Source organism: Veillonellaceae bacterium (genome assembly GCA_012523975.1).
Taxonomy (GTDB): Bacteria; Bacillota; Negativicutes; order JAAYSF01; family JAAYSF01; genus JAAYSF01.
In genome coordinates, this window is sequence record JAAYSF010000036.1 from 1 (window position 1) to 13875 (window position 13875).

13 protein-coding genes, 1 rRNA gene and 1 other RNA gene are annotated in these 13875 nt (G+C 45.0%); 4 read left to right on the forward strand and 11 right to left on the reverse strand.

Annotated features, from left to right (window positions below; all coding sequences use genetic code 11):
• The 6 genes from GX348_04645 to GX348_04670 all read right to left on the reverse strand — a co-directional run.
• Positions 1-111 (reverse strand): 16S ribosomal RNA (locus tag GX348_04645); the annotation flags it as partial.
• Positions 112-647: 536 nt separating this feature from the next.
• Positions 648-1316: a hypothetical protein gene (locus tag GX348_04650; protein NLP41477.1), complete on the reverse strand. Its 669-nt coding sequence runs from the start codon at positions 1314-1316 to the stop codon at positions 648-650.
• A gap of 102 nt (positions 1317-1418) precedes the next feature.
• Complete coding sequence (gene bofA, locus GX348_04655; GenBank protein ID NLP41478.1) at positions 1419-1694, reverse strand: pro-sigmaK processing inhibitor BofA; 276 nt, start codon at positions 1692-1694, stop codon at positions 1419-1421.
• Between the two features lie 83 nt (positions 1695-1777).
• The gene (locus tag GX348_04660; GenBank protein ID NLP41479.1) at positions 1778-2020 is read right to left on the reverse strand and encodes a DUF2508 family protein; all 243 of its coding nucleotides are present in this window, start codon (positions 2018-2020) and stop codon (positions 1778-1780) included.
• Between the two features lie 116 nt (positions 2021-2136).
• The gene (locus tag GX348_04665) at positions 2137-3432 is read right to left on the reverse strand and encodes a M20 family metallo-hydrolase (protein ID NLP41480.1); all 1296 of its coding nucleotides are present in this window, start codon (positions 3430-3432) and stop codon (positions 2137-2139) included.
• A 126-nt stretch (positions 3433-3558) separates the two neighbouring features.
• The gene (locus tag GX348_04670) at positions 3559-3891 is read right to left on the reverse strand and encodes a DUF2508 family protein (GenBank protein ID NLP41481.1); all 333 of its coding nucleotides are present in this window, start codon (positions 3889-3891) and stop codon (positions 3559-3561) included.
• A gap of 126 nt (positions 3892-4017) precedes the next feature.
• Here GX348_04670 and GX348_04675 point away from each other — a divergent pair, with 126 nt between their 5' ends.
• Positions 4018-4536, forward strand: coding sequence for a hypothetical protein (locus GX348_04675; GenBank protein ID NLP41482.1), 519 nt, complete (start codon positions 4018-4020; stop codon positions 4534-4536).
• A gap of 91 nt (positions 4537-4627) precedes the next feature.
• Here GX348_04675 and recR read toward each other — a convergent pair whose 3' ends face one another.
• From recR to dnaX, 3 genes are read right to left on the reverse strand one after another with little or no spacing between them, the layout of a single operon-like run.
• Positions 4628-5224 carry a recombination protein RecR gene (gene recR, locus GX348_04680; GenBank protein ID NLP41483.1) on the reverse strand — a complete coding sequence of 199 codons (597 nt, stop codon included), beginning with the start codon at positions 5222-5224 and terminating at the stop codon, positions 4628-4630.
• Positions 5224-5550, reverse strand: a complete 327-nt coding sequence (locus GX348_04685) for a YbaB/EbfC family nucleoid-associated protein (GenBank protein ID NLP41484.1) — start codon at positions 5548-5550, stop codon at positions 5224-5226. The genes recR and GX348_04685 overlap by 1 nt, the downstream gene beginning before the upstream one ends.
• A gap of 17 nt (positions 5551-5567) precedes the next feature.
• Positions 5568-7316, reverse strand: a complete 1749-nt coding sequence (gene dnaX / locus GX348_04690; GenBank protein ID NLP41485.1) for a DNA polymerase III subunit gamma/tau — start codon at positions 7314-7316, stop codon at positions 5568-5570.
• Positions 7317-7646: 330 nt separating this feature from the next.
• Between dnaX and GX348_04695 the strand changes: the two genes are divergently transcribed.
• On the forward strand, positions 7647-11876 hold the full coding sequence (locus GX348_04695) for a 2-hydroxyacyl-CoA dehydratase (GenBank protein ID NLP41486.1): 4230 nt from the start codon (positions 7647-7649) through the stop codon (positions 11874-11876).
• Between the two features lie 2 nt (positions 11877-11878).
• On the opposite strand, the gene GX348_04700 is transcribed toward GX348_04695, so the two are convergent.
• Entirely contained in the window at positions 11879-12283 is a 405-nt protein-coding gene (locus tag GX348_04700) for a hypothetical protein (protein NLP41487.1), read from the reverse strand.
• Positions 12284-12365: 82 nt separating this feature from the next.
• On the opposite strand from GX348_04700, the gene GX348_04705 reads away from it, so the two are divergent.
• Positions 12366-12962, forward strand: a complete 597-nt coding sequence (locus GX348_04705; GenBank protein NLP41488.1) for a TetR/AcrR family transcriptional regulator — start codon at positions 12366-12368, stop codon at positions 12960-12962.
• Positions 12963-13095: 133 nt separating this feature from the next.
• On the opposite strand, the gene ffs is transcribed toward GX348_04705, so the two are convergent.
• An RNA gene (gene ffs / locus GX348_04710) (signal recognition particle sRNA large type) lies at positions 13096-13300 on the reverse strand.
• Between the two features lie 93 nt (positions 13301-13393).
• On the opposite strand from ffs, the gene GX348_04715 reads away from it, so the two are divergent.
• Positions 13394-13855 (forward strand): hypothetical protein, encoded by a 462-nt coding sequence (locus GX348_04715; GenBank protein ID NLP41489.1) that lies wholly within the window; start codon positions 13394-13396, stop codon positions 13853-13855.
• The last annotated feature ends 20 nt before the right edge of the window (positions 13856-13875 follow it).

Here is a 13875-nt window from a genome sequence, read left to right on the forward strand (position 1 = left end):
ACCCGTTCGCCACTAACCTTCACCTATTGCTAAGTTCCGGTCCGTTCGACTTGCATGTGTTAAGCACGCCGCCAGCGTTCGTCCTGAGCCAGGATCAAACTCTCCAATAAAGTTATATTATTGGAGCCTTGATGGCTCTTATAATCAATAAAGCAATTATTAGTTGTGCTTCGAAAAGCACCGCACATCTGGCATATTGTTTAAACCTTACATTGTTCAGTTTTCAAGGAACATGTTAACTTACTTCGCAGTTATCTGCGCGTTAACAGCTTTTATATGTTATCACAGCTTTTTTCACTGTGTCAACAGCTTTTTTTCTATCTCGTTGCTCATTGCAGCAACATTTATACATGTTAACATAACCTTGTAGTCATGTCAATACATATTTATTTGTTTCTGTTATCGCTGCAAGCGACAACTTCGATATACTAACATGGTTTGTTGTATTATGTCAATACGTTTATAAGTAATGTTTATAAAACTTTTATAAACTCTTGTAATAACGCATATTGGCCGCAATATTGTCACGTATGACCGGTATTTACCAGGTATAAGCCCACAAATTAAATTATATGCTCAAATATACATGTTTATACCGATATTTCAAATAATATTAACCCGCTTAGCGGGTTAATGAACATGATTTATTACCAAAATGTTCGAGGCATGATCCGCTCAAGCGGCCAAATTGGATTTCCCATGCAATCGCTATCGCCAATTTCCTCGGCAATTTCCTTAACTGCCGAGGTGGCAATAATAGGCAATCCAAGGATTCGGGCAGCTTCGGTTACGCCGCGAGCTCCATCCTGAACAACTTTAACTGTAGTCTCTTCAGCAATATGGGTATTGTTAATCATAGCGTCTACTCTGCCAAGCGTCCCGATATACTCGATAATATTGTCTACAGTTGAGGTAAAAGGACGTGCCATATTAACAACGGCTATTATTTTCAAGTAGGGGTTTTCATCTGCGCCCTCAATCAAATTAAATATCTTGGCCCCATGAACACCATATCCGATGTCCATAATAATATTACCTTTCCGGCGCAAAACCCAGCGCATTGATCCTTTAATAACGTTGCCTGCTTCGCCAAGCCCGGTAGTATCGCGGGTTTCCCAGGCAACAACATCGATGCCCATTTCTTCAAGTTCTTTCTTTATAGGGCGAAGCGTATAACAAGGCTCAACGGTATCTAAATCGACAAGCGTTATCGGCAAGCCTTTGCGCCGCAGTCTAATAGCCCGGTTTACTGCATTCTCGCTTTTGCCGCTGGCATATTCGCCAACATATGCTTCGATAATTAGTTCCTCTTGAATACTATTCAATGACAGCACCCCTTGTCCGAAAGTAAGTCAGCCGCTGCTATAATTATGCCAAGAAGGCGGGTAAATTTATACCAAGCGGACAGAATGCTATTTTTAAATAAGCAATTTGAAAAGTACCAAGATTATTATCCCCGGCATCCCCAAGAAACCAGCCACAAGCGCAGTTATCGGATTTATTGCGATACTAAAGTCAAAGTATGCGCCTACAAAATTAAGAACCCATAACATGATGCCGCCAATCAATCCATTGTAGATCAGACGCAGTACTAATTTTATTGGCATAAGGAAAACCCGGCCAATAAGAAAAATTAAAAGAATACCAAACGCATACGCTAAAACAATATTTAACTCGACTGGTATTGCTGGCATTTCTAATCATCACCTCATTCTTATTTACATTCTAATTTACAAATAAGTTTTTGTCATGCTCATATCCTTCAATTCTATCCGCGTTATTGGTCATCCTCATTACGCGCTTTTCTAAGCAGGTAGGTATATCGCTTTTCACTCGCCTTAATCCAGTAGATCGCGTGTTCAATCAAATCATCATCGGTAACTTGGTTATAGTAACGCTGGGCTTGCAACAATTCCTGCCTTGCCTCCTCTAATGCATCTGCTAATGTTGGCGGCGTTACGGTCGATTCCTCTTCACTGCAATCTCCAAGCAGCCGTCTGCCAAGGTCTGCAAAATCCATTATTTGCCCCCTCTGCATCCTGGTTTTAATAATATATATTGCGGTTAGTCCAGATTATGAATAAATAAAACATTGCCGACTATTACTAGCCAAACAGTGTTTTATAAGCATGAATACTATCGCATCAATAAGTTAGCTGCCGCTGTACCCACAAATTTAACAGCCATTCCTAAAGCACTTTCGTCAAAGTCAAAATAGGAGTCATGATGCCCAGCAGCCAAGCCTACACCGATAAGAGCATAGGCGGCCTGGCCACCACGTTCTTGTACCCGTTCCATGAAATAAGAACAGTCCTCACTGGCGCCAAAGTCACATTCATCGACGATTTCACTAAAGATTCCCAACTCCTTTGCAATCGCTGTTAGGTCATTTGCAAGTTCGCGCGAATTGCTGCAGCCGGCGGCACCGCCCACTTCCTTAATATCAACGTTCACCCCATGCATAGCCGCAGCAGCATTAATAACACGATAGGCTTCATCTGCCATGAATTTGTTAATCGCACTATTGCCGCCTCTAGTTTCAAGCTTGATTACAGCTTTTGACGGAATAACATTACGTCCGCTGCCGGCGTGCATTATACCGACATTTATCCGTGATGAACCTAAACTATGCCTCGGTATTGCATGCAGGTTAAGCACTGCAACCGCCGCAGCCAGCAAGGCATTTCGCCCAACTTCCGGCGCTGCTCCGGCATGAGCAGGTACGCCGGTAAAGGTTGCATCATATTTGCTTGTTGCCAAAAACCCTTTAACATTGCAGGCAATCTGACCCGTTTTTTGTAATTGAAAACCAAAATGCATCCCCAATAAATAATCAACATCGTCAACTATCCCTTTAGCTACCATGGCTTTAGCACCGCGAACGCCTTCTTCGGCCGGTTGGAAGATAAATTTGATTTTTCCCCGCAGGCCATCTTTTAATTCTGCCAAAATTTCTGCAATTGCCAGACCAACGGCAGCATGCCCATCATGACCGCAGGCGTGCATTGCGCCCTTATTAATCGAGCCAAAGTTCTCGCAAGATGGACGGTGCTCACGAGTTTCCGCTTCATTGGCATCATTGGCATCCAAATCAAATCTCAGCGCAACTGTCGGTCCGGGCTTTGTGAACTCCAAGATCCCCATTACCCCAGTCTTGCCACCAGCCATTTTGCTTACCCATTCAGGACTAGCGCCTTGAGTAATAGCCCGCCTTGCATGCTGTTCAAGTTCGTTTGGCGCCGGTACTCCCATCATATTATCAGCATCTACTACTTCCTCGCCGACTAGCACCTGATAACCCAATCTGGTCAGTTCATCAGCCACGATTGATGCTGTCCTGAATTCTGTCCAGCCAGTTTCAGCATGACGGTGAAAATCCCGCCTTCTCACAATTGTTTTATCATTTAATTTATTTGCTAACTCTGCAATCATAGGCTCTAGTGCCACTCAGATCCCCCCATATAGACCGATCAATATTATTATATCAAACCTCTTTAGACAAAGACGGGATTCAATAAAAAAACGTTACCCGCCACTTACTAGGGTAACGTCGTAATCTTACTGTTCTAAATCGGCCTGACTGCCAATTAGACTGTCAGCTCCATCATGGGACATCTCAGGCGAATATGGCGAGTGGGTTACTCCCATTTGCCGCGCCTGTTTTAATAAATACATATATTTTTTTTCAGTCGCCTGCATTAAAAAGACTGCGTGATCAACCAAGTCCTTATCACTAACTGTATCATAATATGATTGCGCAGCCAGCCACTCCTGCCGAGCCTGCTCTACAACATCAGCCAGCTTGGGCAGCGGCTTAGGTTCTGGTGGCTTATTGTCTAGCAATTGCTCAAACAAATTTCGTACCGTCGCCATATTTAAGTTAAATTGCATACCTCATCCCCTCCTAAGGTTATTTTTCCCAAAGGACAGGTTTATTAAACAATATATATCATATTATTACTTAGAGGAGTTTCTTGTTTATAATGGAAATATGGCATAAAGTTTAGTTAAACGGAGGTGATTATCATCAGCAACCGACTGTTTGAAAATAAAATAGCCACACTACTGGCGGCGGGACTACTGATAATCTCACTGCTGGCGCTAGGCGGCTGTTCCGTGAACGATCAGCAAACTCCTCCTCCCAGCCAACTTCGTAAACCCTTCATTCCGCCGGCTGATCATTTAGTTGCGACAGGCTACCAATCCGGCTATGAGCTAAAAAATCTACCCGGAGATATCTCGTTGCTGTTCGATAATACCCAAAACGGCTTTCACGTAAAAGCCGCGTTATTTAGATTAGCAGACACAAAAACAGAACTAGCCGCAATTTTTACTATTCGTAAAGGTGAGCAATTTACCGTAAGTAATTTAGCGTCTGGCTCCTATGAGCTCCAGTTCCAGAATTTTTATACCGGTAAATACTTTAAGCTACCCCCCCTTCACGTCTCCAAGAGTGCCAACATTAGTCTAATACCGCTCTACCAGACTGATAATGCGAATTTTGGAATACAACCAATTCCTCGCGCCGATTTCTAAATTAAAAAACAAACAGCTTGCGCCGAGCATGAGCGCACAAGCCGCTAGTAAACTTATAAGAGGCCGTCTATCGACAGCCTCTTTTGTTTATTTACATCTCTCGCCGGTTTTCCAGCGCTTTAGACAATGTTACTTCGTCAGCATACTCAAGATCAGCCCCCACAGGTAAGCCATGGGCAATACGACTGACTTTTATACCAAGCGGTTTTAATAACTTAGCGATATACATGGCAGTAGCTTCACCCTCGACATCAGGGTCTGTTGCCATAATTACCTCTTTTACTTCTTCATTCTGCAAGCGGGCGAGCAGTTCTTTAACCTTAATTTCTTCAGGCCCAATTCCTTCAAGCGGCGACAGTGCACCGTGCAGCACATGATAAAGACCTTTAAATTCCCGTGTTCGTTCCATAGCAGCAACATCACGCGGCTCTTCAATTACGCACAAAAGCGTCCTGTCGCGATTTTCACCCCGGCAGATCCGGCATGGATCGCAATCGGTTAAATTGAAACATTGGCTGCAATAGCCGACTTTCTCTTTAGCCTCCACAATAGCCTGCGCTAACTCTCGGGCTTTGACCTTATCCATTTCTAGAATATGATAAGCCAGCCGGACAGCCGACTTTGGCCCAATCCCGGGCAAAACACGGAATTGCTCAATCAGCTTTACCAGCGGCGCTATATATTGCATTAGAACATTCCGGGCGGAAGGTTAAGGCCGCCAGTCAGTTTGCTCATCTCACTTGCCATCATATCTTCAACCTTCTTAACAGCCTCGTTAACGGCAGCGGCAACTAGATCTTCTAACATTTCGACATCTTCAGGATCAACAGCGGTAGGCGCAATTTTAAGCGACTTAATCTGTTTTTCGCCGTTCATTACGACCTTTATAGCTCCGCCCCCAGCAGATACCTCGATGGTGCGCGTTTTTAACTCTTCCTGCATCTTAGCCATATCAGCCTGCAACTTTTGAACCTTTTTCATCATACCAGCCATATTACCCATATTACCAAACATAGTATTCCTCCCTATTTTTATTTTTCTTCTTTTACAATCTTACCGCCAAACATTTTAATAGCTTCCCGTAAGGCAGGATGCTGAGCCGCAATATTTTCCGCCTCGGCATTGGCTTTAGGCTGGGCCGGCGGAGGTGCTTTGACCGCCTTGGGCTCAGCACTGCCAAGCACACAGCTAACAGCTATATTCTTGCCGCATACTTGGGTAAAAATCTTTTCAAGAATTGCCCGAAAATCTTCTTTCTCGGTACGTTCTTTAGGAAAAGTTGCGGTAAATTGAATTGTTGCTTTATTGTCCGTCAAGCTAATCAGCTGCCCCTGCGCAACACAGGCATGAACTGACCGCTTGCCGTTGGCAATAAGTTCTTTAAGAACTCTGTCCCAAGCTTCTTTAATCCCGGCTGAAAATTCAACCTTAGGTACAGCAGGCTCAACAGCGGTTGGGGCCGCAGCAGCCTTTGGTTCTGCCGTTGGGGCTGCTGAACCCTTTGGCCCTGCCATTGGAGCCGCTGCCGGAACAAAGACCGGGGCATTATGCTCAGGGATGGGCGGAGGAGCCGACGGCAGCTCCGCTCGGGGCGTCAGCGACGCACGGACCGGCGTAGCATTGACGGGCGCTCCGCCGGCCAATTTAGCCTCTAGAATCGCGATGCGTTCAACCAAATCAGTCAGTTCCTCACCGCCCGACCGGCGGCATGCCGATAAAAATGCAATTTCAGCCGGTATCCGCGGTTCAGGCGCCCATTTTGCCTCATTCGACGCCTCATTTAAAAGCTTAATAAGTTTGACTAGCTCGGCATGGCTAAATTTGGCGCTCTGCTCAGCCAAAATCGCCTTATCCTCGCTGTACATTGCAATATTATCAATCTCCGGCGCAGCCTTATAGAGCATTAGGCTCCGGGCATGGAGCGCCATTTCCAATAAGACCTGCCTGACATCTTTCCCCTTATTAATAAGTTCGTCAAGTTCTGTTAACGCCGTTTTAACATCCCGTTCAGCCAAACTCTCAGTCAAACGCCAAATCCATTCATGACCAACCAAGCCCAACAATTGACGGACTCTAACTGCTGTAATAGCCCCTTCGCCCAGCGTAGTACACTGATCCAGAATACTCAACGCATCCCTAAGCCCGCCGTCAGCATGAACGGCAATTAGCCGAAGTGCGTCATTAGCGACCTCCAAGCCGCTCTTAGCCGCAACCTCAGCCAGTCTTGCTTCTATCTCCTGCACCCCGATGCGGCGAAAATCATACCGCTGACATCTTGAGTGAATGGTTGCAGGAATCTTGTGCGCCTCGGTCGTTGCCAACACGAATACTACATGGGCCGGCGGTTCTTCCAATGTCTTTAACAATGCATTAAAAGCTTCGGTAGTCAGCATATGTACTTCATCGATAATATATACTTTATACCTGCCGTCAACCGGGGCAAATTTAACGGTTTCCCGCAAATCACGAATTTCATCAATACCACGATTTGAGGCGGCGTCAACTTCAAAAACGTCCATCGACGTTCCTTCGGTAATCTTCTGGCAATTAGAACAAGTATTGCAGGGCGTAGGAGTCGGTCCATGCTCACAATTTAACGCTTTAGCTAAAATCTTGGCCGTACTAGTCTTACCTGTGCCGCGCGGGCCGGCGAATAGATAGGCATGCGTAATCCGCCCGGTGCTGAGCGCATTTTTTAATGTAATACTAATATGATCTTGACCGACAAGATTATCAAAATCCTGCGGCCGCCATTGCCGGTATAATGCCACATAGGCCATGATTCTTACCTCCTCACAGCACCTATTCTAATTCCACATAAGAATAAATTATCCTCTTTACTGTAAATAACCCCTCCGCTATAAGGCGCAAAAATCCTACCATACTTTCGGATCAATCAACTATTTTTTGACAACTTTTCATGTCAATAAAAATATATATATATATAAATGAAACTAAATTATTGGAAGCCTAAAATTTCAATGTCCATATTTAGCAGTAAAAATAATTGCCGTTTTTGCCTTTCATATATATAATGAGTTTAAACAGTGTTTAAATTACGCCTTAACTTAATTATGTATTTTGTAGTAATGGGGGAGAGACGTATAAAAATGGCTAATATTTTGCGTGTTGGCATTGACATTGGTTCAACAACAATAAAGATGATTGTCCTCGACGAGCAGAACAATATTGTATTTCAGCAATATGCCCGCCACTTTTCGGATACAATTGCTGCTTTTCAGGCTGTGTTAAGCAATGCCCAACATGTTTTGCGTAAAAGACTGCTTTCCGTGATATTTACCGGTTCCGGGGGTATGGGAATTTCCCATTCTTTAGACTTGCCGTTTGTCCAAGAGGTTATTGCTTCAACAAATGCGGTTAAACGTATTATCCCGGCGACAAACACCGCAATCGAGCTCGGCGGAGAAGATGCCAAAATAACCTACTTCGGCAGTACGGTAGAACAGCGAATGAATGGTGTTTGCGCCGGCGGGACCGGAGCCTTTATCGATCATATGGCGGCACTGCTGCACACCGATCCGCTTGGCTTGAATGAACTGGCTAAGAACTATAAAACTATTTATCCCATTGCCTCTCGGTGCGGAGTATTTGCCAAAACCGATGTTCAGGCACTCATGAATGAAGGTGCTTCTAAAGAAGATATTGCCGCCTCTGTGCTGCAAGCTGTTGTTAATCAGACCATCAGCAGTCTGGCTCAAGGACGGGCAATCGGCGGCAACGTCGCCTTTCTCGGCGGTCCTCTGCACTTCTTATCAGAGCTGCGGCGCCGCTTTACTGAGACATTAGACTTAAAACCCGAGCAAATATTTAACCCTGATTGCTCGCTGTATTTTGTCGCACTCGGCGCAGCTTTAACCGCGCAGCACGCCCCTATTTCGTATGAAGTTATGCATGATAAAGCTCTGAAATTATCTAATCTGGTCCATAAAAGCGAAGATTCCCTGAGTCCGCTTTTTTCGGACAAACAGGAATATGAGCAGTTTATTGCCAGGCATGAACAGAGCTCGGTACAGCGCGGAAATTTGGCCGAATATGCCGGCAAGGCTTATCTGGGAATAGATGCCGGTTCAACAACGACAAAGCTTGTTTTGATCGGCGAAGATGGAAGCCTGCTATATTCCTACTACGGCAGCAATAAAGGCAAGCCGCTTGAAACCGTCATTGCCGCTCTTAAGGATATTTACCCCCGCCTAAATTCAAACACACAAATTGCTTATTCTGCTGTTACCGGGTATGGTGAACAGCTTATCAAGGCCGCCTTGAAGGTTGATGTCGGCGAGATTGAAACAGTAGCCCATCTAAAAGCGGCCAAATACTTTTTGCCAGATGTTACTTTTGTGCTCGATATTGGCGGGCAGGACATGAAAAGCTTTTTTGTTCGGGACGGAGTCATCAGCTCAATCATGCTTAACGAAGCTTGTTCGGCAGGCTGCGGTTCATTCATAGAAACCTTCGCCCAAGCTATGAATATGTCGGTAAGCGATTTTGCTCAGCTTGGCCTGGAGGCTGAAAGCCCGGTTGATCTCGGCAGCCGGTGCACTGTATTTATGAATTCCAAAGTTAAGCAAGCCCAAAAAGATGGAGCCAAAGTTAGCGATATATCAGCCGGAATTTCGCTGTCCATCGTTAAAAACGCCCTTTTCAAGGTTATTCGGTTAAAAAACACCAGCGAACTGGGCGACAAAATCGTCGTTCAAGGCGGAACGTTTTATAATAACGCCGTCCTGCGGGCGTTCGAACAGACAATCGGCCGTAATGTAGTCCGCCCGGATATTGCCGGCCTGATGGGCGCGTTCGGCGCGGCGCTTATTGCCAGGGAAAGATGCAGTTCAGGCACCAAAACTTCATTGCTGCCCGCAGCCGAACTTACCAGCTTTACGGCTCATACAACCAATCATCGCTGCCAATTATGCGGCAATCATTGTCTGATTACTACCCAGCACTTTTCTAACGGCTTGGAATTTCATGCCGGAAATCGCTGCGAACGGGGCATCGGCAAAGCTAAGCCGGCAGACGGGCCGCCTAATCTGTATGCTTACAAATACCAGCGTCTATTTAAATATCAGCCCTTACCGGAACATCTGGCTCGGCGCGGGGTTATCGGGATTCCAAGGGTTCTTAATTTATATGAAGATTATCCCTTCTGGTTTACTTTGTTTACCAAGCTAGGCTATCGAGTAATCATATCCGGGCGTTCTTCCCGCAAACTATACGAGCTGGGCTTGGAAACCATTCCTTCTGATTCTATTTGTTATCCGGCCAAGCTTGCCCATGGACATATCAGTGATTTACTGAAAAAAGGGATTAAAAAGATTTTTTACCCTTGCATTCCTTATAATATGAAAGAAGACGAGAACGCTGACAATTGCTACAACTGCCCGATTGTTACTTCCTACCCGGAAAACATTAAATCTAATATGGATTGTGTGCGGGATAATGATATCGAATTTCTCCACCCATTTTTGCCATTGAATCATCGCAATCGTCTAATTAGCCGACTGGCCGAAGAACTGGCCGGCGAAGGCATAACCAAGAAAGAGCTTATCACTGCGGTTGATGAGGCTTATGCCGAACTTGAACAGTATAAAGCCGATGTCCGCAGCAAAGGTCAAGAGGCCCTTGCCTACATGGCCGAGAAACATGTCAAAGGTGTCGTTCTGGCCGGCAGACCATATCATATTGACCCTGAAATTAATCACGGTTTACCCGAACTTATTAGTTCCTATGGTCTGGTGGTATTATCAGAGGATGCCGTCCGGCACTTGGGCACTGCTCCCAGGCCGCTCCGGGTTGTTGATCAATGGACCTATCATTCAAGGCTATATGCAGCCGCGTCATTTGTTGCCAGGGAGCCCAATATTGAGTTAATTCAAATAAATTCGTTCGGCTGCGGTCTGGATGCCGTTGTAGTTGACCAAGTAAAAGAGCTTTTAGATTCAAACAATCGGATACACACCGTTATTAAGCTTGATGAAATCAATAATCTTGGCGCAGCGCGGATCAGAATTCGCTCACTGCTGGCTACCCTTAATGAGATAGCGCAGTCTTCGATTCTTAGCCAAACTCTGGAAGTTGCTGCTGCGCGTGAGCCCGACTTTACCGCAGAAATGAAAAAGTGCCATACAATACTGGCACCACAAATGTCACCCATCCACTTTCAATTTCTCGAAATGGGGTTTCTCAAGGCCGGTTACCAGATTGTAGTGCTTCCTACACCTGATAAAGCGGCTATTGATGAAGGTTTAAAATTTGTTAACAACGATGCCTGCTACCCCACCATTATTGTTGTCGGGCAATTATTACAGGCTTTAAAATCAGGCAAGTACGATTTAAATAACACGTCAGTTATACTGGCTCAGACTGGGGGCGGCTGCCGGGCGACTAACTATGTTGCCATAGCCCGTAAAGCGTTCAAAGATGCCGGCATGCCCCAAATTCCAATTCTCGCGCTCGGAGGAAAAAGTCAAGCCGGATTTGATTTGACTTTACCGCTGTTTAAGAGCTTAATTATCGGTATTATTTATGGAGATCTGCTGATGCGGGTCCTCTATCGGGTACGGCCTTACGAAAAGCATGCCGGCTCGGCACAAGAGCTGTGCGACAAATGGGCCGCTAAGTGCCGGCAAGATATGTTGAAGGGAAGCACGTATAACTTCAAAAACAATGTTTTTGGCATCGTCCGGGATTTTGATAACCTGGATATTGATGAACAACAGCTTAAACCACGTGTTGGTATTGTCGGTGAAATTTTGGTAAAATATCATCCGGAGGCTAACAATCATCTCGTCGAGCTCTTGGAGGCCGAAGGCGCCGAAGCCGTAGTCCCTGATATGCTGGATTTCTTCCTGTATTGCGCATATGACAGTCAAGTACACTACGACTTGTTAGCTGGAACTTGGCTGAGCAGCATAAAAAGTGATCTGTTCATCAAGGCAGTCGAATTCTATCGGCGTCATCTCCGCAAAGCTTTGAAAAACAGCAAGCGGTTTGCCCCGCCCTATCATATTGAACAGATAGCCGCGTTGGCAGCAAAGCACTTGTCTCTAGGCAATCTAACCGGCGAGGGCTGGCTATTGACAGGCGAGATGGCAGAGCTCATTCACAGCGGCGTAGATAATATCGTATGCCTGCAACCGTTTGCCTGCCTGCCTAATCACATTACCGGCAAGGGGATGATTCACGAGCTGCGCCGCTCTTATCCTGACGTTAATATCGTTCCTATTGATTACGACCCAGGAGCAAGCGAGGTTAACCAGCTCAATAGGATTAAATTAATGCTAGCTGTGGCAAAAGAGCGTATCGAACAGGAGGTGGGCTAAGATTACCGGAATATCCGGACCCCGTCTAGCCAATCGTGGACCTTTTCGAACAATAGACCGGCACCAAACCAAGCCGGCGCATAGTCTAAGCGTATTAACCCATGGATATTTAAAACAGCCTGGGAATAATCCCACGGAGCTGTACCCAGCATACTCTGCAGCATCCAGCCTGTAAGATATTCCACGGTAAAGCAGAGAAGCATCCAGATAAGGCCGCGCTGCCATACTGGCCAAAACCGAATGGCATCATGCACCGGCTCAAATAAAATTACTAAGCCATAGATAGGAAACATCCATAAATAGGTTTTGGCAGTCAGGCGTACATCACCGCTCAACAACGAACCTAAACCTGTCCATATAACTTCAAGACACCAACCTAATAAGCCGTAAATTATAAATCGTTTCATAGTTGTTAGTTTAAACCCAGTTAAGGCAATTATTCACCGCTAAGCTAATTACAGCTAAAGGCTATATAAAGGAGCATGGAAAATGGAGCACGATTCTGTTAACCTCTCCCCCAAAGAAAAAATCCTTGATGCCACCATGAAAATCATCGGCACTAAGGGGTACCAGCATGTTACCAGCCGTAAAATTGCCGCCCTGGCTCATGTTAACGTTGCCTCAATAAATTATTATTTTGGTTCGAAAGACACTGTTGTCAACGAAGCGTTAAAAGCCTTTAATGCCAAGCTTATGAGTTCCTTCAATTATCTGGATGACTTAGAACTGCCCCCGGAAACAAGGCTGCAGAAATTCCTCAGGACTTATGCTGACTATACTCTCGAATACCCTGATATTTTTCGCAACTTCGTTGATCAGGTATCGCATGAATCAGAGGCACCCTGCGAATATATTGAGTTTATGAAGGAAACAGGTTTGAACAAACTCAAAGTGTTAGTCCATGAACTAACCGGGAACCAACTATCCGAAACAGAGTTGGTCATGAGAATCTTCCAGCTGTTCAGCAGCTTGGAATATCCGGTACTCGTAGGCGATAAAATGAACAATATTGCGCATTTTGATTATTATGACCAAGAATGCCGCTATCGGTATATTGACCTTGCTTTAAAGGCTCTAATTAAATAGCTTAGAAAACCCCGGCTTGCGCTTTTGCAAAAGTACAAGCCGCTGGTTGCACTTTTGTCACCAGAATTTATATTTATAAATTCTGCTAGACTGAAAATACAACAACAGCCGGTGATTAAACCGGCTGTTATAATTAAAAAACCATTTTCAACGTCGGACCGCAACAAATCAGGCACCCTTGCGGCACATAAGAATTGTCACTTACCGCTGCTTCCTTCCGGACCTGACGGGGTTCATGAGTTCCTATTGCGCAAGACCCAACCTGTTACGGTCCGACCTTGAAAATGGCTCGTTGTGTTCCGTTTTCATATTATACTATACATAACAAATGATTTCAAGAGGGTACTGGCTGCCTAATCCTTCTAAATAAATTCTAAGAATTGCCGCTTAGAATGGAAATGTACCATTCTAATAAAAAAGAGGTGTTAAGGTTGAAAAAAATGATTTTATTATCAGCAGCCATTCTTCAGTTAACAACAGCTTCGGCATTTGCGTGGCATTTACCGGCCGACGGTTCACCGGACAAATTTAGGCCTGGATCAACACGCGGTTACGCTATATGGCAGGATAAAGATGGGGTTCATTTAGTTGTTACAACTAAAGGCAAAGCCCAGACATTTACCGGTACGATCAAGACCGACGGTAAAATAAACTCGGTCGATGGCGACTATCTCGAAAGAGGCGATAAAGTCAAACTGAGCAAAGATAAAGAGAAGCTAAATTTTAAGCTTACAACCGCCGGAGCCACCGACAAAATCGATTTCAAAGTCAAAAATGGTCATCGCCTGACCTTTGATTTATACGTAGACGGCCGTCCTATAAATGCTAATGAAATTTATATTGGCAATGACGGCATTCATCCCAGCGACAATACCTTCACCTTAAGACAGTAAAATAAACTACAGGCATGAAG